Origin of the sequence: Marivita sp. (assembly GCF_022763305.1) — a bacterium.
Classification (GTDB): Bacteria; Pseudomonadota; Alphaproteobacteria; order Rhodobacterales; family Rhodobacteraceae; genus Marivita.
On the sequence record NZ_JALEGT010000066.1, the window covers coordinates 1 to 18,956 of the forward strand.

Consider the following 18,956-nt stretch of genomic DNA (forward strand, 5'->3'; position numbering starts at 1 on the left):
CACACGCGCCGTTGGTGGTGGACCGGCCTAAATGCCGCGGCGCCCCCCCCGTTTTTTCGGCCTAAAAATCGGGGCCCGGCTCGAACTGTGCTCGAAAAAGGTTAAGAGAGCGTGCGTTTCTTTGACGGCGGGCACCACCATTGCCGAATTGCTACACTGGAACGAAACCTTGGTACGGTTGCGAGGCGTGCAAAAGCCAGCCGTGGGCCGGGGCGGCTTGACCCGCCCGACCCAAGCGGCCACTTATCCCCCAGAGCAGCACGAGACCGATATGGCCCAGACCCCACCCCCTTTTGCGCCCTTTGAATGGATGATCGCCTGGCGCTACCTGCGCGCCCGTCGCGCCGAGGGCGGGGTCAGTGTCATGACCTGGATCAGCCTGATCGGCATCACGCTTGCCGTCTTTGCCCTGATCGCCACGCTTGCGGTGCGGTCGGGCTTTCGTGCGGAATTCGTCGACACGATCCTTGGCGCAAACGCCCATGTGACCGTCTATTACACGCAGGAGGCTGATGAGTTCGGCCGTGCCTCGCGCGCCATCACCGACTATGCCGACCTGTCTGACCGGATCGCCGCTGTGCCCGGTGTCACCCGGGCGGCCTCGCTCGTGAAGGGGCAGGTGATGGCCACGGCCAACAGCCGCAACGCCGGCGTCGAGGTCTTCGGCATCGAAGCCGACGATCTCGAAACCATCCCGCGCATTGCCGATCCCGAGACGGCGCAAGGCGATTTGGCCCGCTTCGACGAGGGGATCGCCATCGGCTCGGGTGTGGCGCGTGAACTCGGTGTGGCGCTGGGCGACAAGGTCAAGCTCATCTCGCCCGACGGGGTGCGTACGGCCTTTGGCACCAGCCCGCGCGTCAAGGCCTACGAGGTGGTCTATGTCTTCACAGCGGGGCGTTATGACATCGACCGGACGCGGATCTACATGCCCTTTGCCGAAGCGCAGCTCTATTTCAATCGCGACGGCGCGGCGGACGAGATCGAGGTCATGGTCGCCGATCCCGACCGGGTCGCGGACATGGCGTTGCCGATTGTCCAAGCGGGGGGCGCGCGGGTGCTGGTCTGGACCTGGCAGGACGCCAGCGGCGGCTTTCTGCGGGCACTCGAGATCGAGGACAACGTGATGTTCATCATCCTGTCCATTCTGGTGCTCATCGCGGCGATGAACATCGTGTCGGGCCTGATCATGCTGGTCAAGAACAAGGGCCGCGACATCGGCATCCTGCGCACCATGGGCCTGACCGAGGGCGCGGTCCTGCGGGTCTTTTTCATCTGCGGTGCCTTCACCGGGCTTCTGGGCACGATGGCCGGGGTGATCCTCGGCTGCCTGTTTGCACTCTACATTGATCCGATCTTTTCCTTCGTGAACTATGTCGCGGGTGGCGGTGTGTGGGATCCGGCGGTGCGCGGGATCTACCAGCTTCCGGCACAGCTGCGGCTTGAGGATGTATTGAGCGCGGTGGCGCTGTCACTGGGACTGAGCTTTGTGGTCACCATTTTCCCGGCGCGGCGCGCGGCACGGATGAACCCGGTGGAGGCGCTGCGCTATGAATGACGTAGCGCTGCGCCTTGACGGCATCACCAAGACGTACAATCCCGGGACGCCCTCAGCGGTCGATGTGTTGCGCGGGATCGACCTGTCGCTGGCGCGGGGCGAAGTCGTGGCCCTGGTGGCCCCCTCCGGCGCGGGGAAATCAACGCTTCTGCACATTGCAGGGCTGCTCGATACGCCGGATGGTGGCCGGGTCGAGATCGCCGGCACGGACGTGACCGGTGCAGCGGATCGCAAACGCACACTGGTCCGGCGCGACGAGGTGGGCTTTGTCTACCAGTTCCACCACCTGCTGCCCGAGTTCAGCGCAGCCGAGAACATCATCCTGCCACAGCTTGCGGCCGGGGTGCCGCGCACGGACGCTGAGGCCCGGGCACAGGAGTTGTTGGGCATCGTCGGCGTTGCGGCGCGGGCGCAGCACCGTCCTGCGGCCCTGTCCGGCGGGGAACAGCAGCGTGTCGCGTTCTGCCGGGCGCTGGCCAACGGCCCGTCGGTCCTGCTCGCGGATGAGCCGACGGGCAATCTGGATCCGGACACCTCGGATACGGTCTTCGAGGCACTCATGACGCTCGTGCGCGAAACGGGCCTGTCGGCGCTCATCGCAACGCACAACATGGCGCTGGCTGCGCGCATGGACCGGCAGGTGCGGCTTGATCAGGGTCGTCTGACGGCTCCTTGAGAGCACGGGTCTCACGCGAACGTTTGATGCGGGTGATCGCCACGCCCTGTTAGAACGGGTGCACCATCAAGGAGGTGCCCGATGTTCCGAACGCTTGCCGCTGCCGCCCTGTCTCTTGCCGCGTTGCCTGCCTTGGCCGCTCCGGTGTCCTTCGACGGGAGCTGGAAAACCCAGAAGTTTTCGCTCTTCTCGTCCAATAAATATGGCTTCAACGGCGGCTCGGTCAGCGTTGTGTCAGATGGGTCGGTGTCACTCGCCTATCGCCCCTTGCCGGAAAGTTATTGGGGCGCGTCCAACGCGGCGTGGTCGTGGAGCGTTCAGGAAGGCGTGCCGGCCACGGATCTGCGCAAGAAAGGCGGCGATGACCGCAATCTTGCGCTCTATTTCGTGTTCCTGCCTTCAGCCGAGGCGCAGGCGCTCAAGGGCGCCAGCGTGCGCCAGCTTCTGACCAATGACGCAGCCCGGGTGCTGGTCTATGTCTGGGGCGGTGCGCATGACCGTGGTGCTGTGCTGAACAGCCCGTATCTCGGCAATCGCGGCAAGACCATTGTGCTGCGCGGGTCGGGGACGGGGAGTGCCCAGGAAAACGTCAACCTCGAGCGGGATTATGCACGGGCCTTCGGAGGCGGCGAGGCGGCGCTTGTCGGGTTGGCCCTGTCCGGGGACAGTGACGACACGGACAGCCGCATCCGCGCGTCGATCAGTGGGCTGACGGTCAACTAGCATTATGCGCCTTTGATGTGCTGAAGGCTTCGGTCTAGGCCCGCTGGGTGATCCACACACCAAGCGCCATCACCGCGATCCCTGTGGACCGTGTCAGGGTCAACGGGCTGACGCGCGCGCCGAACAGGCCGAAATGGTCGATCAGTGCAGCCGAGACAAGCTGTCCCAAGAGCACGAAGAACACCGCGTTCCCGACCCCGAAGGTGGGTGCGATATAGGTGACGGACAGCACGTAGAACGCCACGAAGAGGCCGGCCAACAGCAGGTGGCGCGGCGCAAGCGGCACATTGAGCAAGGCGCGCGGACCTGTGACGAGGGTCACAAGTGTGGTTGCGAGCAGGGCGACGCAGAACAGCACCATGGCCGCCGCCGCGGGCGATCCGATGCGCAGGCCAAGCGCCGCGTTGAGCGCGGCCAGAAGTGGGATGCCGATCCCGGCGGCCAGCATGGTGAAAGCGTAAATCGGCATTGGGGGCTCCGTAAGTCACGATTCGGGGCCAGACTGCGCCGGGTTCTGCCGATTGTCACGCCCGCGTGGGACATATGCGACGGTGCGGCGGTTGCACCGCGTCGCAAACAAAGGCACTCTGCGCCCATCGAGCAAGGAGGCCGAAATGCGCCCATTTCTCTTCAGCCTGTCACTGGGGGCCTGTGCTGCCGGACTGATCGCAGCCTGCACCCCGAACGATATGCCCGAGCCAGCTGATGGCCGGGCGCTTTTTGTGGAAAACTGTGCCATCTGCCACGGTGCCGATGCCAAGGGTACGGGCCCGATGGCGGCTGAGCTGGCCAAGGCGCCGCCTGATCTGACGCGGATTGCTGCGCGCAACGGCGGCAGCTTTCCCGCGGTCCGCGTCATGTCGACCATTGACGGCTACACGCGTGCCGCACCCGCCGGACCAAACATGCCGGAATTCGGCGCTTTGCTGGAAGGTGATCTTGTGCCTTTCGACACGGGCGATGGCCTGATGACGCCGACACCCCGCAAGCTGGTGGCGCTGGTGGAATACCTGGAAAGCGTTCAGGTCAGTCGATAGGCGTCAATACAAAACAGCCCCGCTGCAATAGCGGGGCTGTGATCTCGTCAGTCAAGCGCGCGCCGTCGCCGATCTTGGTCCGGCAATCAGCCAGATGATGAAGCCGAGCAACGGCAACAGCAGCACGAGCAGGCACCAAAGCACCTTGGCCCCGGTGGAACGGGTCGAGCCGATGATCGAAACGAAGGCCCAGACGTTGAGAACAAGGAGGATGAACCCTCCGATGCCGGTGATTTCAATTCCCATGATGGTCTCCTGAAAGCGCCCCCTGCGGCGCAGGCGGTTTGAAGGTCTGCTCCTGTGTCGCTGTTACCGATCCCGGAGCGCGGAAATGAGGTCGGACTTGGTCATGTCCGAGCGGCCATCGATGTCCAACTCCTGCGCGCGGTCATAAAGCGCGTCCTTGGTCCAGTCCTCGTAGGGTGGGGCCTTGCCTCCCTTTTTCGACGGGGATTGATCCGGGTTGGCTTGGGCGTTGGCGATGCGCGCAGCGGTTTCCTTGCTGTAGCCGTCGTCGCGCAGCGCCTCATAGGTGTCTTCATCCTTGATGGACGATGAATGCTGCTCTGCCATGGCGTTTACCCGTCGGTCGCCGTGGCGGCTGCCGGTGCGGATGTGGACTCTTCACCCGGTTCGTTGCCTTCGGCAGCAAGATTGGCAAGATACGCCAGAAAGATCACGGCCGCGAAGACGATGGCGGCGAGTATCCCCCAAAGGGCCGGACGGTGGCGTTTCGACTGCTTTTCGATATTCGTGGATGGAGCGGACATTCTGTACCCCTTGTCTTGTCGGATTCATGGGGAAAACGCCGATCGGGGCGCTCTGGTTCCCATGGCACGAAGGTTCAAGGGAATGCTCAGGCCAGATCTGTGCGCATCGCCTGCATCTGGTTGCGGTCGCTTCGATAGGCATCCGCCGCCGTGACGAGGGCGCGGAAAATCGCACGCTGGCGATGCGCGTAGAACAGGTGTTCCGGGTGCCATTGAACCCCCAGAGCAAAGGGATCGCGCACGCGTTCGATGGCCTGCACCATTCCGCCTGTGTCCCGCGCAGAGACCCGCAACCCGTCGCCAAGGCGGTCGACAGCCTGGCTGTGCAAGGCGTTCACCTTCATTGGCTGCTGGCCGCTGATCAGCGACAGGTGCGTGTCGGTCTCGACGCAGATTTCGCGTTTGGGAAGGATGGTTGTGATCTTGCGCTCGGGGCCATAGGTCGTCCAGGCATCCTGATCGAGCGTGCCACCCAGTGCGATGTTGAGCATCTGCGAGCCACGGCAAATTCCAAGAACCGGGATGTTCCGCTCCAGAGCGGCCTGCGCCAGCCGACGTTCCAGGTTATCGCGGTCGGGGTCCAGCCGGGCCGAGATCCCCAGTTTCCCGCCATAGAGCTCGGGTCCGATGTCATCGCCGCCGCCGATGATGAGCCCATCCACCTTTTCAAGATCGACAATGCGCCCGACACCCCACCGCACGCCGCGTCCACCGGTGATCCAGAGGTTCAGGTTGATGAGGGGAAAGACCCGCCAGCCAGTGCGGGCCGAGGTGGTCACGGCAATCAGCGGTCGCGTCATAGATCGGCCCGTGCGTCGTGATCCAGAAGGAGCGTGTCGATCGTCTTGACCCAGACCGATCTGCGTTCGAACCAGGCGGCATCGTGGGTTTTCCACGCGTCGCGCAGCGCGGCCAGAAGCGTGTCATTCGCCGCGACGACCTCCACCTGACGCCAGAGCTGCCAGGGTTGCCGCAGTGACCAATCCGGTTCGTCGATGCGGCTGTCGGGCAGGCGGAAGTGAAAGGTCGGGCGCGCGGCCGTCTTGTCGTCGATGTCGAACAGCGTGTCGAACAGATCGGGTTCGGCATGTTTGAAAAGCGGCAGCAGATCAAGGCTCAGATTGCGGCTGGTGATGTGCTGGCGCGCCATCCGCATGAGATCGGCAAGACTGTCATAGGAGGTGTTGGCCAGGTCCGAGATCAGACCCTTGGGCCATGCGCCGATGAAGGGCATCATGCGACGGGTGGTGTCCACCTGTTCATGATCGCGCAGCCACGGCTCCAGCATGGCGTAGGCGGTGATCGTGTCGAGGGTAAAGCGGTGATCGGGGGCCACCACTTCGGGATTGACGTGCACGCCGAAGCCCAGAAGCACCCCGCTGCGTGACCCCATCGCGCCGATCCGGCGCAGGCCGGCGCAGATCGTGTTGAACTCTTCAAGCTGCGCACGGCTGAGCGGCGGTGTGACCACCTCGACCGGGATCAAGCCACGCATTGCGTCAAGGCTTTCCTGCAGAAACGGCAGGTCCTTGCGTTTGCGCAAAGTGATGTCCAGTTCGACCTCGATATCTCCGAAGCGCGTGTCGCGCACGGTGACACTGTGATCACCCCCATCATCGACGGTTCCGCCAAAGGACTTGGCGATCAGGGTGCCGGTTTCAAGCTCGGTCGGTCCGGCGAATTCGATTTCGATCCCGCACAGGCGTTCGTCGCCCCCGGCGGTTTGCTCGAAGGGAAGGGCGGGAAAGGTGGGTTTGATCGGGTCCATGTCAGGCCTGTGTCGCTGCAAGATCGGTGTCGAGATCGGGTGCCGGGGTCGGATCATGTGCCATATAGGCCGTCACCCAGACCAGAAGAGGCAGCGAAACGATGCCGCCAATCGGGCCCCAGAGCCAGAGCCCGAAGAGGATGGCAAGGAACACGACCAGCGGATTCAATTGCAGTCGCTGACCGACGAGGGTCGGCGTCACGAATTGCGCCTCGGTCATGTTGAGCAGGAAGTAGACAAGCGCGGGCAGCACCGCATAGGCCCCGTTGAATTCAGTAAATCCCACCACGCCCAAGGCCACCAGCAGCATGACCGGCCCGAGATAGAGCACGAAATTCAGGATGAACGCCGCTGCGCCCCACAGGATCGGGTTCGGCAATCCCACAAGGGTCATCCCGGCAAAGACCGCCACCCCCAGCCCGGAATTGATGGCTGTGACCGTCAGGAAATAGTGCGACACCGCCTTGTCCGCCTGGCGCAGAGCCGTCGCGCGGCCGGTAACGGTGGCGTAAATCTCGTTCTGCGTCAGGGTAAAGAAGAAGAACGTTCCTGCGAAGGTCAGCAATTGCGCTGCAAAGTTCGGCGCAACAGAAAGCGCATCCAGAAGGCTTGGCATCGCCTCTTCCACAGCCTTGCCGTCTTCGGCCAGACTTTGCTCCAGCTCGAACTGCATGGATTCCAGACCACGAATGGCGCGGCTGGCGTCGATCACCCACCAGCGGATCTCGTCCTCAATCCGGGGCACCTGTCCAATCAGGTCCATCACGATCGGACCCAACCCGGCGATCAGCAGCACGGTCATCGCGCCGACGAAAAGCAGGCTGATGCTCGCGCTGACCGCGCGGGGAATGCCAAGCCGCGCCAGAAGGCGCATCCCCGGAGCGGCAACGATGGCCACGATCAGGCCTAGCGTCACCGGGGCGAGCAGACCCTGAGCCAGTTTGAGCGCCGTCACACCGGCCACCAGCGCGATCAGCGCGATGGATACGGTTTGAAGACGGGCGCGCGTCTCGGGCCGGGCGATCATCCGGCAGTTCGGGATGCGCCGGAAAACTCCGCGCGGGCCTCGCGCAGTCCGCTTTCGACAGCGGCCTTGCCCTGGCGTTCAAGCTGCGTGAGTTCATTGTGCAGGATGGCTTCGGCGTCGCGCATCAACCGGTCGCGCGTGGACCCCATCAGGTCTGCCTCGGCTTTGGTCGAGGGCAGGAGCGCTCCCAGCAACGCCCCAAGCGCAGCGACGATGGCGCCAGTCAGAAAGGGTTGGCGGTCATGCGCATCGCGTGCCTGCCGGGCACTGCGGCGGGCCTGTCGCTCCAGCTTCTCCTGCGCGTCGATGGCTTTCAGCCGCGCTTCGGTGACACGGGCCCGCGCCTCGGGCGGCAGCCTGTCCAAGCCACGGTCGAGGGACTTGCGCAGAGTCGACGCCGATGTCGTATCAGCAAATCGTCCAGTCTGAACCTGCTCGCGTGCCTTCATCTGGCGGTCAGCACGGGCAATGCGCGCGTCGTGGCCCGCCATTTCATCATAGGGGGGCAGTGCTGCGGGCGCGTCGGTTTTGCGCCCGGTGTTGAGCGCGATCACCGCAGCGCCCAATCCGACAAGAGCCAGCCCTGCCGGCGCCCGGCGCGCGCCATCGAACATGGCCTTGGCGACGGTCTGCCCCAAATCCGCAGTCTGGCCCACCGCGCGTTTCGCGGTGGCTTCGGGATGAACAGATGCGGCGAGCGCGCCGATCCGGTCGGTGAGATGTGCGCGATGGGTTTCGGCATTCCGTTCGAGTTGATCTGCATTAGGCACGGGCCATCTCCTTGACTGCGTCGATATCTGATTTCACTTGGTTCAGCGTGCGCCGGGGGGCCAGCGCCGCGGTCGAAAGGCGCGATCTGCCGATCAGCGCGAAAAGCAGCGCGAGGACGAGGCACGCGATGGCGACACTCAGCGCCGCCCAGTGATAGGCCACTCCCAGCGCAGCCACGCCCAAGACTGCGGCCACGGCCAGTGCACTGAGGCCGACAAGGGCGACAAGGGCGGCAAAGCCAAAGAGCACCAGTCCAGAACCAGCCTTGGCCGCGCTGTCGGACAACTCACGCCGCGCGAGCTGCAGTTCGGTGCTCAGAAGCGCGCGGGCATCCGCGAGAATGCCGACGATCAAACTGCGCAGATCGCTGCTATGGTCTAACGGCTGTGTCACGAGCGCACCTCGGAAGTGTCCAGATGCCCGGACCACGGGTCATCGGTCGCACCGGATGCGCCTCTGGTGCCATCGCCAGCCTTGAAAAACCGTGCGGCGGCAAAGCCGACCAGTGCTGCTCCGCCGAGGAAGAGAAGCGGATTGCGGCGTGCGAAGACGGCGACATCATCCACCATTTCGTCAACAGGCTTGTCGCGCAGCCGTTCTGCGACAGAGTTGATCTGAGCCCCGATCTGATCCAGCGCTGCGGCCTGGATCGACTCTGCGCCGAATTCGTCACTTGCGGCTTCGGCTGCCTGCGCGGCCGTCTCTGCGGTCTCGACCGTATGGTCGCGCGCGGCCGTTGCGTGCGTCCGGGCTTCGTCCACCATTTCGTCGCGCGCACCTTTTGCGAGGTCGGTGGCGCGCTGCTTGGCAGCGGTCAATGTGTCTGTTGTATCGGTCATGTCAGCCTCCTTGGCGTACCGGTTCAAACGGCCTCGAAAATATCAGCGATCTTGCTGCGCAATGCGCTGCGCTGTTCCACCAGCGTGGTGTGCAGGGTGTCGTCGGGAGACAGGCACTTGATGGCGTCGTCGTAGCGCTTGACCACGTTTTCTTCCCCCTCGGCGACCGCCTCGAGCGCAGTGCGATCCAGATCGGAAAACAGGTCACGCAGTTTGACTGCCGCCTTGTGAACTTCGCTCATCACCGTACCCGAACGGTCCAGTTCGAACCCATGCGCCGATGCCTGCGCGTCAATTACCGATATGTCGCGGGTGTGCTGATCCGCGAGATCCCGAATAAACGCGCGGATCGAGGGTTCCGCCCGTTCAATCAGGAGTGTGTATCCTTCGCTGATGTCGATCAGCGTGTCGAACAGGGACTGGACGCAGTTATGCGCAGTATGCGTGGTCTTGCTGGGCATTGTGACCTCCTTGACTGAGATTGAAACGCGGGTCCTGCGGCAGAGTTCCCTGTGCCAAGAGGGTGACGGCACGTCGTTTGGATTAGCTGAGGCGTGCCGAGGGGCGCGTCATTGAAACGGCCAAACCTCGCCGATGGAGGTTTTGATGACGCAGGGCGCGCCTGCTTCTTGGATTGGACAGGGGTGCGAAAATGATCTCGAAGCGTGTTCCGTGACAATGGTCAGATCATAGAGTGTCAGATCAGAGGGCGGCGGGCGGCACCAAGACCGGTGGAATAGCCCAGATCGGCCAATTGGTCGGGTCGGTGCACGGTAAGGACATCATTCGCCCATGTGGCCACGCCCTTGCCTCTGAGTTTTGCGAGGGTCTTGTTGGTGTGAACCAGTGACAACCCCATCGAGTCGGCAATGTCCTGCTGACGATAGGGCAGGGGCACCTGATCGTTCTCGTTCAGGCCCAAGGCGGTCAGCCTGCGGAAAAAACGGTTCAGAACCCAGGCGATCTTGGCCATGCCATCCATCTGGCCCACGACGGCGAGCATCTCGCCCAACAGAAATTCCTCGGTTGCCGCGACATGGGTGAGGTCGAAGGCGCGGCGCGGCTGGTTTCGGAACAGCTCCCACAGATCGGACCGGTTGAAGACGCACATGGTCATGCGCGTCGTTGCCTCGACCGAATGTTTCATCTCGCCCATGACGCCACTTTGCAGCCCGATGAAGTCGCCGGGCAGAACGAAGCCGACCACCTGTCGGCTGCCATCTTCGAGCGTTTTGTAGCGCAGGCCCATGCCTTCGAGCGCCGTATAGAGATGCGAGGAGGATGCCCCTTCGGCCAGGATTTCGGTGCCGGGCTGGGCAACGAATTCGCCGGTTTTGAAGCGCGACATGAACTGAACTTCGTCACGTGACATATCCTCGAAAAGATCAAGTTGACGCAACGGACAGGTTTCGCATTTTGTTTTCATGTCGCCTCGCTATGTCACAGTTTAATGCAAAGAGGCCCGTGGGCTGTCATGTCGTATGAAACACAGGGGGTGTATTGGCATGACCGAGTTGATTTCATTAGCTCCAAGGACCTTGATCATTTCGAACAACATGGTCGAAGCGGATGATCTGACCGAAATGCTGACCGGGCTGGGCCTCGGGCCGGTGCTGCACGCGCGCGACGTCATGGATGCGACGGGTATCGTGGCGCGGTCTGGCCAAAGTCTGAGGTTGATGATGTGCGGGCTCTCGCTGCATCTGCATGGTGTGGCGGAGTTCCTCGCTTCGGTCGACCGGTCCTCCCTGTCACTTGTGGTGATTGACGGACCGGCCGAGTTTTCGCAGGGGGACGGGGCGGGTTTGTTGTTCCGCCCCTTCTCCACGCGCGATGTGATGGCCGCTCTGGCGCGGCTTGGGTTGCCGGATTAGGCGCGTTTGGTCAGCGCCAGACCGACGAAAATGCCGACGCCGAGCGCGCCGAGCACGGCAACGGTCGGGTTGCGGCGCACCGCGCTGTCGAAATCGCCCTGCAATCCCCTCGCATGATCGGCCGTCGTTTCAGCTGCCTGCACGGCAGTGTCGCGTACCGTGCCGGCAGCGTCCTGCGCATTGTGCTGTGCATGGCTGACGGCGTCGCGCAGCTTGTCCGTTGTGCGCTGTGCGGTGTCCTGTGCGCTGGTTGTCTCGGTGTGCGGAATGCTGTGTGTGGATGCCATGATAAGTCTCCTTCTGTTTGCCTCCCAACGCGAGCCGGGACGGCAAAGTTCCTCGGAACCAACGGACGGCGCGGCGGGTTGACGCCGCAGTTACCGATTGAAATGGAAAGGACTTACCCATGCTTTACTGGGCAGCAATCTTCTTCGTTATCGCACTCATCGCCGCCTTGTTCGGATTTGGCGGCATCGCCTCGGCAAGCGCAGGCATCGCACAGATCCTGTTCGTCGTCTTTCTCGTGCTCTTCGTGGCAGCCTTGGTCGTGCGTGCGGTGCGATCCTGAACGAAAACAACCGGAGCGCAGGCGCTCCGGTTGTTGTTTGTATCGTAACCTGACGGATCAGGCTTTAAGCGTTTCCGTGGACGAGAAAAACATCGCCTGGCTGACCGCGGAACGCACCTGTTCTTCGGTATAGGGTTTCGAGATGAGAAACGCAGGTTCAGGCCCTTCACCGGTCAACAGACGCTCGGGAAAGGCGGTGATGAAGATGATCGGAATGTCCGGATCATCCGCCACGATCTTGTTCACCGCATCGATCCCGCTGGACCCGTCGGCCAGTTGAATGTCCGACATGATGAGATGCGGTTTTTCGGTGTTGTAGAGCTTGACCGCCGCGTCGGCCGTCCGCGCGATCCCGGTGACGGCATGGCCCATATCCGCTACGATGGCTTCGAGATCCATCGCGATGATCGCCTCGTCTTCGATGATCATGACACGTCCGGCCAAGGACTTGGCCATCTCGGTATAGGCGATGTCCACGAGGTTCTGTGCCTCGCTTGCCGAGATGTCGAGGACGTTTGCCACATCGTCAAAGGACATTTCCTCGATCGTGTGCAGCAACAGGGCCTCCCGCGTGCCCGAGGTCAGGCGAGCGAGGTGTTTCTGTGCCTTGGCCGCGACCCCGGTTTCGGACGTGCTCAGCGTCGCGCCAGAGCTGGACCAGATCGAATGGAAAACCTTGAACAAAGCGACCTTGTTGGAAGCTTCATGGTCGAAGATGGATGTGTCGCTCAAGATCGCCTCCAGCGCGGCGACGGCGTATTTATCGCCTTCGACCTGCGAACCGGTGAGAGCCCTCGCATAGCGGCGGAGGAACGGCAGGTTCGCTCCGATCTTGGAGGTCAGGTCCTGTGGTTGTTCGGTCGACATAGAGAAAAGCTCCCACTTTTTTTAGATGTTACGGGAACCGAACGCGCTACATGGCGTTAAGTTCCAGCTATCGCGCGACGTAATGCAAAAACCATCTGAAGGGCTACATGAAACAGGATCGGAAATTATCAAGCCTTGAGCAGGAGATCGAAGCAAACCTCAAGCGCGTCTATGAGGACGTCGCGAAACAAGAGGTGCCTGATCGTTTCACCCAATTGCTCGAGCAACTTCGCGAGGCGGACAAAGCCTCTTCGGAGAAAGCAAATGGTTGATCCCAAAGAGGAAATCGTAGAGCATTTGAGCGCAATGCGCGCCTTTGCCATGAGCTTGACCCGAAACTCGGCCTTGGCGGATGACATGGTTCAGGACGCGCTTGTCAAGGCGTGGACCAAGATCGACACCTACAAGCCCGGGACAAACATGCGCGCCTGGCTGTTCACCATCCTGCGCAACACGTATTACTCGCATCATCGCAAGGCGCGGCGTGAGGTTGCGGATGTCGATGGTGAGATGGCCGCGTCGCTGGCTCAGAAGCCGGACCATGATGGCCGTCTGCAGATGCGGGATTTCAACCGTGCCTTCGATCAGCTGAACGACGAACAACGCGAAGCTCTGGTTCTGGTCGGTGCTGGCGGGTTCTCCTACGAGGAAGCCGCCGAAACCTGCGGCGTCGCTGTGGGGACCATCAAAAGCCGCGTGAACCGTGCCCGCAAGCAGTTGGTCGAAATCCTCCAGATGAGCGATGACGAGGTGATGGAGGCGACCGACATCGTCACAACCGGCATCGTGACCAACCAGAAGAACGTCGCCTGACCGACATTGAACTGCTGAAGGAGGAGAAAGGGAGTCCCGTGTTCGACCCTTTACCGGAAACGCAGGCGGATCCTGTGCCTGACGTGGATGTCCTGATCACCGCCGAAGAAGCCTGGCCCGCCTTCGAGCGGGCCGTTTTACGCGCGCAGTCGCATGTGCACGGCTCGTTCCGCGTGTTCGACCTGCGCACGCGGCTTCGCAGCCCCGAGGCACGGGCCGTCGGGCACGACTGGTTCGATCTGTTGGCCCATGTGATCCGGCGCGGGGTGAAGGTGACGATCGTGGTCAGCGATTTCGATCCGGTCATGGCCACCCCGTTGCACGAATTGACGTGGCAAACCGTGAGACAGGGCGCTGCCCTGACCGAGATCGCCGATGCACGTGCCGGACAGGTGCGCATCTTTGCTGCGCTGCATCCCGCACGCGCTGGAGTGCTGCCCTGGGGCATGCTCTTGCCTGCGGTCATCAAGCGGAAATGGGACCAGATGGCAGGGCTGTCCAAGGACCGGCTGTCGCGGCAGGCGGTGCTGCTGGATCGCACGGTGCTGCCCGAGTTGCGCACCGTCACGCATCACCAGAAGCTGGCCGTGATCGACGACGACACCCTGTTCATCGGCGGGCTTGATCTCAACGAACGACGGTTCGACACGCTCGACCATGATCGACCGGCGCGGGAAACGTGGTCTGACGTGCATCTGATGGTGCGCGGCAAGCCCGAGGTCGCCGAAGCGCAATTGCATCTCGACAGTTTTCTCGAAGTGTCCGCCGGTCGCCGCGCGCCACCGTCCCTCGGTCGGATCAGGCGCACGATTTCCGCACCGCGCCGCGTGCAGTTTCCCTATCTCTCGCCGCTCACGGTGCTGAACGAGATCGAGGAAACCCACATTGCGAGCTTCAACACGGCACGCCATCTGATCCATATCGAGACGCAATTCCTGCGGTCGAGCGTGATCGCCGACGCCTTGGCGCATGCGGCCCGACGCAATCCCGATCTGCATCTTCTCGCGATCCTGCCGGCCTTGCCGGAAAGCCTCGCCTTCTACGAGGAAGACGGTCTCGACACCCGGTTCGGGATGTGCCTGCAACGTGATGCAGTGAGCCATGTGCAGGCGGCGTTCGGTGATCGGGCGCTTTTTGCGTCGCCCGTTCGTCCGGTGATGGCCTCGCGCGAGGGACTGGCCGTTCTGGCCGGCTCGCCCATGGTCTATGTCCACAATAAGGTTCTGGTGCAGGACGACGATTTCGCCCTGATCGGTTCGGGCAATCTGAACGGTCGCTCCATGCGCTGGGATACAGAGGCGGCGGTCGCGCTCAGCGGCATCGACACCGTTGCCCGTCTGCGTGCGCGTCTGCTGAACCACTGGTGGTTCGATGACCTACCAGCCGAGGCAATGGAGCCCGAAACGCTTGTCCCGTGGTGGTCGCGGGCGATTGCGGCCAATGCCGTGTGCCTGCCGGAAAACCGGACCGGTTTCCTTGTTCCGTATGATCCCGACAACCGGGCCGATCTGGCGCAGGCCTTGCCGGGGATCACGGAAAACATCGTCTGACGGAACTTGACAGCCGGGCGGTCGGTTCCTTTTGTGACAGTCAAGGAGTGTATTGCATGAGCCGTGGACGTTTGGCCCGACGCCCGACCCATATCCCGTTGAAGGGGGTTTTGGACGTGCTGGTCCGAATGTGGCACAAGCAGGCGCATCTGAACCTCGGGCTGATTGCAGCGGGCATAGCGTTTTACGGCCTTTTGTCGCTGTTTCCAGGCATAACCGCTGCGGTGGCATTCGCCGGGACCTTTCTGAATCCTGAAATGCTGGTCGAGAACAGCGACGAGATCACCGCCATGCTGCCCGAAGCTGCGCGGACCATCGTCATGGGCCAGTTGCGTGATGTCGCGGAAGCTGACAGTTCCACGCTCAGCTTCGCGGCGCTGTTCAGTCTGGCCATCGCGCTTTACTCCGCGTCCAAGGCGGTGGCGAATTTCATCTCCGGGCTGAACGTCATCTACGAGGAAAAGGAAACGCGCAATTTCTTCCTCGTGAAGGCGCTGACCATCCTCTTGACCGCTTTCCTCATCTTCGGACTGCTGATCGCGATCATTGTCGTTGCCGCGATCCCGGTGATCGCCGCGATCTTCGGGGATTACGGCATCGTCGACGATCTCGTGATGTTTCTGCGCTGGCCGTTCCTCTTTCTTATGGGGGCCTTGGGAATCGCGGTGCTTTACCGATTGGGGCCGAACCGCAGGTCCGCGCGCTGGCGCTGGCTCACGCCCGGCGCGTTCATCGCCTGCGCGCTCTGGGTTGCTGGCAGCTTTGGTTTCAGCCTCTACGTGCAATCCTTCGGTTCCTATAACGAAACCTTCGGAGCGCTGGGCGGGGTGATCATCCTGCTGACCTGGCTGTGGCTGTCGGCGTTCATCGTGTTGCTCGGAGCGCTGCTCGATGCCGAGCTTGAGGCACAGACCAGGCGCGACAGCACGGTTGGCGAAGACCGTCCGATGGGGTCGCGCGGAGCGGTGAAAGCCGACACTCTGGGCGCGTCCATCGGCGCCGAAATCACGGAACCGACACGCTGATCACACGTTGACCCTCCGAGCATCTCAAGAGGGGTCATGTCACGCACATCCTTGCCCGCCGTCAATACGGCGGACCGTCTGGCGCGCCTTGAACGCGTCGCCGGTCTGTTGGACAGCCGGTTCCGTCTGCCCGTCGTCGGCGTCCGCGTCGGATGGGATTCCATCCTCGGCCTGATCCCCGGAGCGGGCGATCTGGTCACGACGCTGCCTGCAGGCTGGATGATCTGGCACGGGCACCCGATGGGTGCACGAAAGCGCGTTCTGGCACGGATGGGTGTGAATGCCGCGATTGATCTTGCCATCGGCAGCGTGCCGATCATCGGCGACGTCTTCGATGTCGTCTTCAAATCCCACCAGAAGAACCTCGCTCTGCTGAAAACGGAACTGCAGCGTCAGGTTGTTCATGCAACATCACAGGAGGTGGCCCATGGCTGAACGTCACAGATCAAAAGACGGCCGTCGCGAAACCGAGGACGTCGTCGGCGACAGCGCGGATATCGACCAATCCGGTCGGACGGGCGGACGGTTGTCCCGCCGTGTCGGCAGTGCCGACGAACTCAAGCGCAGCACCGAACGTCCCGCAGGTGCGACCCGGGTAACCAAGTCGCTCGAAGACGAGGAGGGCGACGGCGATGCGTAAATCCGGAGTTCCGCAGAACGCATGGGTCGTCATCTGCGATGGCGAAAAGGCGCTGTACCTTGTCAATGAAGGGGACGAGATCGACATGAACCTCGTCGTTCGGAACAAGGACGAACAGGAGAACCCAAAGGCGCAGGACTGGGCGGCGAACCGGCCGGGCCGTTTCAACGACGGTCCCTCGGTGCAGCGTTCGGCGGTCGACGACACCGATTGGCACCAGCTTGAAAAAGAGCGGTTCGCCAAGGATGTCGCGGATCAGTTGTACAAGGACGTGCACAAGGGCCGGTTCAAGGACCTGATCCTGATCGCCAGCCGACCTGCACTTGCGGAACTGCGCAAGGAACTTCATCCCGAAGTCTTGGCCACTCTGCGCCTTGATGTGGCGAAAGTGCTGACCAATCACCCGATCGACGAGATTGAGACGCTTGTCAGCAAGGAACTGGAAAATAGCTGAAACCCACGGGAACCATCTGGCGATATCTGCGTTAACATATTGATAAAAGGAGATATTGTCATGAAGCTTGGAGCTATTATTGCGGGCGTTGTGCTCGTCGCGGCAGTCGCATTTGGCGTCTACATGGTCGACATCGATCAGACGCGGGAAGGCGCGCTGCCCACCGTTTCGATCGATGGGGGCACCTTGCCCGAATATGACGCCGAGGTCGGCGATGTCGAAGTCGGAGAGCGCGATATCACCGTCACCGTTCCCACGGTCGACGTTGAATCGCCCGAAGAAGACGCTGTTGCGTCGAACTGAATTCAACGAAAGGAGGGTCTCATGATGGACCGCGATGTAATCGAAGGCAAATGGACCGAAATCAAGGGTCAACTCCGGGAAGCCTATGGCGACTTGACGGATGACGACGTCGAGGAAGCCAAGGGTGACCGCGAGCAGATGGAAGGCGTGCTGCAGCAGAAGCTGGGCAAGTCCAAGGACGAAGTCCGGCAGACTGTGGACCGCATTCTGAACAACGTCTGACCCGGTTTCGGGGCACGTATCAAGGCGCGTGGCTGGTTCCCTCCAGCCACGCGTTTTTTTGCCTGTCAGGCAGGCACGGCGGCTGCCACGCAACCGCAGATCGACACAGCGGCAACTTTGGGAATTGCTGCGGCCGGGCAGGGACTTTAGCCTGAGGCTGCAGATTTCAGGAGATCCCATGCCGACAGATGTCCGCACACCCATCACGCAGGCCTTGCAGGAAGGCGCGCTCAGCCGGCGCGAACTGAAGGCCTTGATGGTGCGCTCGGACGGGCCGGCTTTGGTGCGGGTGGCGGGCTTTGCCTTGGTCCTTGTGGCGACGTCCGCCCTGATCCATCTGACGTATGACAGCTGGTGGGTCTGGCCCGCGATGTTTCTGCACGGCGTCGTGATCGTCCATCTGTTTTCGCTGCAGCATGAATGCGTGCATTACACGGTGTTCAAGACGCGCAAACTCAACGACATTTTCGGCAATATCTGCGGATACGCCATCATCCTGCCGTTCCAGCAGTTCCGCTACGAGCATTGCAACCACCACACCTATACACAACTGAAGGGGCAGGACCCCGAGCTGATCGAACTGCCGATCTCGGTCTGGACATACCTCTGGTACATCTCTTCGGTGCCCTATTGGCGTAACAAGTTCAGCCAGATCCTGCGCAACGCCTCGGGGCGCTTGAACGACGAGGACCGCACGTTCCTGACGAAATACGAAGCGCCGATCATCATCCGGGAGGCCCGCATGATGCTGACCTTCTATGGCCTGATCGCGGTTGTCTCTGTCGCGATGGGTTGGACGGCACCGATCTGGTACTGGCTTGTTCCGCTTTTTCTGGGCGAACCGGTGATGCGCGCCATCCGCCTGACCGAACATGTCGGACGGCCGAATGTGGACGACATGAAGGTCAACACGCGCACATCTCTGGTTTCTGCTCCGATGCGGTTTCTCTGCTGGAACATGAATTACCACGCGGAACACCATTACGCCGCATCGGTGCCGTTCCACGCGCTGCCCCAGCTGCACGAGAAACTCAAAGGCTATGTTCATGTCGAAGAGCGCGGCTATCTGGGTGCACATGTGGACATCATCAGCCAGTTGATCGGCCGCAAACCCCGAAGCGATGGCAGCGATGGCGCGGTGCGCAAAGCGTGACGGCACGCGAGAAGACCTGGACGGATGTGATCGCTGTCAGCGATCTGGAGCCCGGCGACGCCACCCCGGTGACACTGGGATCACGGGAGCTTGCAGTGTTTGATGCGCGCGGCGGGATTACCGTGAGCCTGGCCCGATGTACCCATGGCGCGGCCAATCTGTGTGACGGGCATTTCGACGGCATCCATATCGAATGCCCCCTGCATCAAGGCCTCTTCGACGTGCGCACGGGCGCACCCAAGGCGGCACCGGCGCGGCTACCGCTGAGGATGTTCGAAACCCGGGTCATGGATGGAATGGTTCAGATCCTGATCTGAC

31 protein-coding genes are annotated in these 18,956 nt (G+C 62.0%); 17 read left to right on the plus strand and 14 right to left on the minus strand.

The genetic code is table 11. From position 1 onward, the window contains the following. Nucleotides 1–271 precede the first annotated feature (271 nt). The 3 genes from MRY75_RS12820 to MRY75_RS12830 all read left to right on the plus strand — a co-directional run bounded on the left by MRY75_RS12820 (nucleotide 272) and on the right by MRY75_RS12830 (nucleotide 2,957). Nucleotides 272–1,558, plus strand: coding sequence for a lipoprotein-releasing ABC transporter permease subunit (locus tag MRY75_RS12820; RefSeq protein WP_292308463.1), 1,287 nt, complete (start codon nucleotides 272–274; stop codon nucleotides 1,556–1,558). Then, complete coding sequence (locus MRY75_RS12825) at nucleotides 1,551–2,234, plus strand: ABC transporter ATP-binding protein (protein WP_292308404.1); 684 nt, start codon at nucleotides 1,551–1,553, stop codon at nucleotides 2,232–2,234. The genes MRY75_RS12820 and MRY75_RS12825 overlap by 8 nt, the downstream gene beginning before the upstream one ends. Nucleotides 2,235–2,315: 81 nt before the next feature. Then, on the plus strand, nucleotides 2,316–2,957 hold the full coding sequence (locus MRY75_RS12830) for a DUF3047 domain-containing protein (protein ID WP_292308405.1): 642 nt from the start codon (nucleotides 2,316–2,318) through the stop codon (nucleotides 2,955–2,957). A gap of 34 nt (nucleotides 2,958–2,991) precedes the next feature. On the opposite strand, the gene MRY75_RS12835 is transcribed toward MRY75_RS12830, so the two are convergent. Beyond that, nucleotides 2,992–3,426 carry a DMT family transporter gene (locus MRY75_RS12835; RefSeq protein ID WP_292308406.1) on the minus strand — a complete coding sequence of 145 codons (435 nt, stop codon included), beginning with the start codon at nucleotides 3,424–3,426 and terminating at the stop codon, nucleotides 2,992–2,994. Between the two features lie 145 nt (nucleotides 3,427–3,571). Here MRY75_RS12835 and MRY75_RS12840 point away from each other — a divergent pair, with 145 nt between their 5' ends. Beyond that, nucleotides 3,572–3,994, plus strand: a complete 423-nt coding sequence (locus MRY75_RS12840) for a cytochrome c (RefSeq protein WP_292308407.1) — start codon at nucleotides 3,572–3,574, stop codon at nucleotides 3,992–3,994. A 51-nt stretch (nucleotides 3,995–4,045) separates the two neighbouring features. On the opposite strand, the gene MRY75_RS12845 is transcribed toward MRY75_RS12840, so the two are convergent. From MRY75_RS12845 to MRY75_RS12895, 11 genes are all read right to left on the minus strand, one after another. Then, nucleotides 4,046–4,240, minus strand: coding sequence for a PLDc N-terminal domain-containing protein (locus MRY75_RS12845; RefSeq protein WP_292308408.1), 195 nt, complete (start codon nucleotides 4,238–4,240; stop codon nucleotides 4,046–4,048). Between the two features lie 63 nt (nucleotides 4,241–4,303). Next, nucleotides 4,304–4,567, minus strand: a complete 264-nt coding sequence (locus tag MRY75_RS12850; protein ID WP_292308409.1) for a Rho termination factor — start codon at nucleotides 4,565–4,567, stop codon at nucleotides 4,304–4,306. A 5-nt stretch (nucleotides 4,568–4,572) separates the two neighbouring features. Continuing rightward, the gene (locus MRY75_RS12855; RefSeq protein ID WP_292308410.1) at nucleotides 4,573–4,764 is read right to left on the minus strand and encodes a hypothetical protein; all 192 of its coding nucleotides are present in this window, start codon (nucleotides 4,762–4,764) and stop codon (nucleotides 4,573–4,575) included. Nucleotides 4,765–4,850: 86 nt separating this feature from the next. Continuing rightward, nucleotides 4,851–5,564: a gamma-glutamyl-gamma-aminobutyrate hydrolase family protein gene (locus MRY75_RS12860; protein WP_292308411.1), complete on the minus strand. Its 714-nt coding sequence runs from the start codon at nucleotides 5,562–5,564 to the stop codon at nucleotides 4,851–4,853. Further along, nucleotides 5,561–6,532 (minus strand): amidoligase family protein, encoded by a 972-nt coding sequence (locus MRY75_RS12865; protein WP_292308412.1) that lies wholly within the window; start codon nucleotides 6,530–6,532, stop codon nucleotides 5,561–5,563. The genes MRY75_RS12860 and MRY75_RS12865 overlap by 4 nt, the downstream gene beginning before the upstream one ends. A 1-nt stretch (nucleotide 6,533) precedes the next feature. Then, nucleotides 6,534–7,559, minus strand: a complete 1,026-nt coding sequence (locus MRY75_RS12870) for an AI-2E family transporter (RefSeq protein ID WP_292308413.1) — start codon at nucleotides 7,557–7,559, stop codon at nucleotides 6,534–6,536. After that, nucleotides 7,556–8,329, minus strand: coding sequence for a DUF3618 domain-containing protein (locus MRY75_RS12875; RefSeq protein ID WP_292308414.1), 774 nt, complete (start codon nucleotides 8,327–8,329; stop codon nucleotides 7,556–7,558). Before MRY75_RS12875 ends, MRY75_RS12870 begins: the two co-directional genes overlap by 4 nt. Next, entirely contained in the window at nucleotides 8,322–8,723 is a 402-nt protein-coding gene (locus tag MRY75_RS12880; protein WP_292308415.1) for a phage holin family protein, read from the minus strand. The genes MRY75_RS12875 and MRY75_RS12880 overlap by 8 nt, the downstream gene beginning before the upstream one ends. Then, nucleotides 8,720–9,169 carry a hypothetical protein gene (locus MRY75_RS12885; RefSeq protein WP_292308416.1) on the minus strand — a complete coding sequence of 150 codons (450 nt, stop codon included), beginning with the start codon at nucleotides 9,167–9,169 and terminating at the stop codon, nucleotides 8,720–8,722. The genes MRY75_RS12880 and MRY75_RS12885 overlap by 4 nt, the downstream gene beginning before the upstream one ends. A 23-nt stretch (nucleotides 9,170–9,192) precedes the next feature. Continuing rightward, nucleotides 9,193–9,630 carry a DUF2383 domain-containing protein gene (locus MRY75_RS12890; protein ID WP_292308417.1) on the minus strand — a complete coding sequence of 146 codons (438 nt, stop codon included), beginning with the start codon at nucleotides 9,628–9,630 and terminating at the stop codon, nucleotides 9,193–9,195. A gap of 236 nt (nucleotides 9,631–9,866) precedes the next feature. Then, entirely contained in the window at nucleotides 9,867–10,595 is a 729-nt protein-coding gene (locus tag MRY75_RS12895; RefSeq protein ID WP_292308418.1) for a Crp/Fnr family transcriptional regulator, read from the minus strand. Nucleotides 10,596–10,674: 79 nt separating this feature from the next. Here MRY75_RS12895 and MRY75_RS12900 point away from each other — a divergent pair, with 79 nt between their 5' ends. Then, complete coding sequence (locus tag MRY75_RS12900; RefSeq protein WP_292308419.1) at nucleotides 10,675–11,043, plus strand: hypothetical protein; 369 nt, start codon at nucleotides 10,675–10,677, stop codon at nucleotides 11,041–11,043. Here MRY75_RS12900 and MRY75_RS12905 read toward each other — a convergent pair. After that, nucleotides 11,040–11,330 carry a hypothetical protein gene (locus MRY75_RS12905; RefSeq protein WP_292308420.1) on the minus strand — a complete coding sequence of 97 codons (291 nt, stop codon included), beginning with the start codon at nucleotides 11,328–11,330 and terminating at the stop codon, nucleotides 11,040–11,042. The two genes, MRY75_RS12900 and MRY75_RS12905, sit on opposite strands and share 4 nt — an antisense overlap. Nucleotides 11,331–11,449: 119 nt before the next feature. On the opposite strand from MRY75_RS12905, the gene MRY75_RS12910 reads away from it, so the two are divergent. Further along, entirely contained in the window at nucleotides 11,450–11,611 is a 162-nt protein-coding gene (locus MRY75_RS12910; RefSeq protein ID WP_292308421.1) for a DUF1328 domain-containing protein, read from the plus strand. Nucleotides 11,612–11,668: 57 nt separating this feature from the next. On the opposite strand, the gene MRY75_RS12915 is transcribed toward MRY75_RS12910, so the two are convergent. Next, nucleotides 11,669–12,478, minus strand: a complete 810-nt coding sequence (locus MRY75_RS12915; protein ID WP_292308422.1) for a response regulator — start codon at nucleotides 12,476–12,478, stop codon at nucleotides 11,669–11,671. Nucleotides 12,479–12,585: 107 nt separating this feature from the next. Between MRY75_RS12915 and MRY75_RS12920 the strand changes: the two genes are divergently transcribed. The 11 genes from MRY75_RS12920 (at nucleotide 12,586) to MRY75_RS12970 (ending at nucleotide 18,955) form a co-directional block, all read left to right on the plus strand. Further along, nucleotides 12,586–12,750 (plus strand): NepR family anti-sigma factor, encoded by a 165-nt coding sequence (locus MRY75_RS12920; protein WP_292308423.1) that lies wholly within the window; start codon nucleotides 12,586–12,588, stop codon nucleotides 12,748–12,750. After that, complete coding sequence (locus MRY75_RS12925; RefSeq protein WP_292308424.1) at nucleotides 12,743–13,291, plus strand: RNA polymerase sigma factor; 549 nt, start codon at nucleotides 12,743–12,745, stop codon at nucleotides 13,289–13,291. Before MRY75_RS12920 ends, MRY75_RS12925 begins: the two co-directional genes overlap by 8 nt. A gap of 38 nt (nucleotides 13,292–13,329) precedes the next feature. Further along, entirely contained in the window at nucleotides 13,330–14,841 is a 1,512-nt protein-coding gene (locus MRY75_RS12930; RefSeq protein WP_292308425.1) for a phospholipase D-like domain-containing protein, read from the plus strand. Between the two features lie 56 nt (nucleotides 14,842–14,897). Next, nucleotides 14,898–15,866 carry a YihY/virulence factor BrkB family protein gene (locus MRY75_RS12935; protein ID WP_292308426.1) on the plus strand — a complete coding sequence of 323 codons (969 nt, stop codon included), beginning with the start codon at nucleotides 14,898–14,900 and terminating at the stop codon, nucleotides 15,864–15,866. A gap of 36 nt (nucleotides 15,867–15,902) precedes the next feature. Continuing rightward, nucleotides 15,903–16,301, plus strand: coding sequence for a DUF4112 domain-containing protein (locus MRY75_RS12940; protein WP_292308427.1), 399 nt, complete (start codon nucleotides 15,903–15,905; stop codon nucleotides 16,299–16,301). After that, on the plus strand, nucleotides 16,294–16,506 hold the full coding sequence (locus tag MRY75_RS12945) for a hypothetical protein (protein ID WP_292308428.1): 213 nt from the start codon (nucleotides 16,294–16,296) through the stop codon (nucleotides 16,504–16,506). The genes MRY75_RS12940 and MRY75_RS12945 overlap by 8 nt, the downstream gene beginning before the upstream one ends. Continuing rightward, complete coding sequence (locus MRY75_RS12950) at nucleotides 16,499–16,960, plus strand: host attachment family protein (RefSeq protein ID WP_292308429.1); 462 nt, start codon at nucleotides 16,499–16,501, stop codon at nucleotides 16,958–16,960. The genes MRY75_RS12945 and MRY75_RS12950 overlap by 8 nt, the downstream gene beginning before the upstream one ends. Nucleotides 16,961–17,020: 60 nt before the next feature. Then, nucleotides 17,021–17,263, plus strand: a complete 243-nt coding sequence (locus MRY75_RS12955; protein WP_292308430.1) for a hypothetical protein — start codon at nucleotides 17,021–17,023, stop codon at nucleotides 17,261–17,263. Between the two features lie 24 nt (nucleotides 17,264–17,287). Beyond that, nucleotides 17,288–17,485: a CsbD family protein gene (locus MRY75_RS12960; protein ID WP_292308464.1), complete on the plus strand. Its 198-nt coding sequence runs from the start codon at nucleotides 17,288–17,290 to the stop codon at nucleotides 17,483–17,485. Nucleotides 17,486–17,663: 178 nt separating this feature from the next. Continuing rightward, nucleotides 17,664–18,638 (plus strand): fatty acid desaturase family protein, encoded by a 975-nt coding sequence (locus tag MRY75_RS12965; protein ID WP_292308431.1) that lies wholly within the window; start codon nucleotides 17,664–17,666, stop codon nucleotides 18,636–18,638. After that, nucleotides 18,635–18,955 (plus strand): non-heme iron oxygenase ferredoxin subunit, encoded by a 321-nt coding sequence (locus tag MRY75_RS12970; RefSeq protein WP_292308432.1) that lies wholly within the window; start codon nucleotides 18,635–18,637, stop codon nucleotides 18,953–18,955. The genes MRY75_RS12965 and MRY75_RS12970 overlap by 4 nt, the downstream gene beginning before the upstream one ends. The last annotated feature ends 1 nt before the right edge of the window (nucleotide 18,956 follow it).

Bases quoted from the DNA above. Each gene is read 5' to 3' on its own strand.
- MRY75_RS12820 (WP_292308463.1), top strand. From the start codon at position 272: ATGGCCCAGACCCCACCCCCTTTTGCGCCCTTTGAATGGATGATCGCC.
- MRY75_RS12825 (WP_292308404.1), top strand. From the start codon at position 1,551: ATGAATGACGTAGCGCTGCGCCTTGACGGCATCACCAAGACGTACAAT.
- MRY75_RS12830 (WP_292308405.1), top strand. From the start codon at position 2,316: ATGTTCCGAACGCTTGCCGCTGCCGCCCTGTCTCTTGCCGCGTTGCCT.
- MRY75_RS12835 (WP_292308406.1), bottom strand. From the start codon at position 3,426: ATGCCGATTTACGCTTTCACCATGCTGGCCGCCGGGATCGGCATCCCA.
- MRY75_RS12840 (WP_292308407.1), top strand. From the start codon at position 3,572: ATGCGCCCATTTCTCTTCAGCCTGTCACTGGGGGCCTGTGCTGCCGGA.
- MRY75_RS12845 (WP_292308408.1), bottom strand. From the start codon at position 4,240: ATGGGAATTGAAATCACCGGCATCGGAGGGTTCATCCTCCTTGTTCTC.
- MRY75_RS12850 (WP_292308409.1), bottom strand. From the start codon at position 4,567: ATGGCAGAGCAGCATTCATCGTCCATCAAGGATGAAGACACCTATGAG.
- MRY75_RS12855 (WP_292308410.1), bottom strand. From the start codon at position 4,764: ATGTCCGCTCCATCCACGAATATCGAAAAGCAGTCGAAACGCCACCGT.
- MRY75_RS12860 (WP_292308411.1), bottom strand. From the start codon at position 5,564: ATGACGCGACCGCTGATTGCCGTGACCACCTCGGCCCGCACTGGCTGG.
- MRY75_RS12865 (WP_292308412.1), bottom strand. From the start codon at position 6,532: ATGGACCCGATCAAACCCACCTTTCCCGCCCTTCCCTTCGAGCAAACC.
- MRY75_RS12870 (WP_292308413.1), bottom strand. From the start codon at position 7,559: ATGATCGCCCGGCCCGAGACGCGCGCCCGTCTTCAAACCGTATCCATC.
- MRY75_RS12885 (WP_292308416.1), bottom strand. From the start codon at position 9,169: ATGACCGATACAACAGACACATTGACCGCTGCCAAGCAGCGCGCCACC.
- MRY75_RS12890 (WP_292308417.1), bottom strand. From the start codon at position 9,630: ATGCCCAGCAAGACCACGCATACTGCGCATAACTGCGTCCAGTCCCTG.
- MRY75_RS12895 (WP_292308418.1), bottom strand. From the start codon at position 10,595: ATGAAAACAAAATGCGAAACCTGTCCGTTGCGTCAACTTGATCTTTTC.
- MRY75_RS12900 (WP_292308419.1), top strand. From the start codon at position 10,675: ATGACCGAGTTGATTTCATTAGCTCCAAGGACCTTGATCATTTCGAAC.
- MRY75_RS12905 (WP_292308420.1), bottom strand. From the start codon at position 11,330: ATGGCATCCACACACAGCATTCCGCACACCGAGACAACCAGCGCACAG.
- MRY75_RS12910 (WP_292308421.1), top strand. From the start codon at position 11,450: ATGCTTTACTGGGCAGCAATCTTCTTCGTTATCGCACTCATCGCCGCC.
- MRY75_RS12915 (WP_292308422.1), bottom strand. From the start codon at position 12,478: ATGTCGACCGAACAACCACAGGACCTGACCTCCAAGATCGGAGCGAAC.
- MRY75_RS12920 (WP_292308423.1), top strand. From the start codon at position 12,586: ATGAAACAGGATCGGAAATTATCAAGCCTTGAGCAGGAGATCGAAGCA.
- MRY75_RS12925 (WP_292308424.1), top strand. From the start codon at position 12,743: ATGGTTGATCCCAAAGAGGAAATCGTAGAGCATTTGAGCGCAATGCGC.
- MRY75_RS12935 (WP_292308426.1), top strand. From the start codon at position 14,898: ATGAGCCGTGGACGTTTGGCCCGACGCCCGACCCATATCCCGTTGAAG.
- MRY75_RS12940 (WP_292308427.1), top strand. From the start codon at position 15,903: ATGTCACGCACATCCTTGCCCGCCGTCAATACGGCGGACCGTCTGGCG.
- MRY75_RS12945 (WP_292308428.1), top strand. From the start codon at position 16,294: ATGGCTGAACGTCACAGATCAAAAGACGGCCGTCGCGAAACCGAGGAC.
- MRY75_RS12950 (WP_292308429.1), top strand. From the start codon at position 16,499: ATGCGTAAATCCGGAGTTCCGCAGAACGCATGGGTCGTCATCTGCGAT.
- MRY75_RS12955 (WP_292308430.1), top strand. From the start codon at position 17,021: ATGAAGCTTGGAGCTATTATTGCGGGCGTTGTGCTCGTCGCGGCAGTC.
- MRY75_RS12960 (WP_292308464.1), top strand. From the start codon at position 17,288: ATGGACCGCGATGTAATCGAAGGCAAATGGACCGAAATCAAGGGTCAA.
- MRY75_RS12965 (WP_292308431.1), top strand. From the start codon at position 17,664: ATGCCGACAGATGTCCGCACACCCATCACGCAGGCCTTGCAGGAAGGC.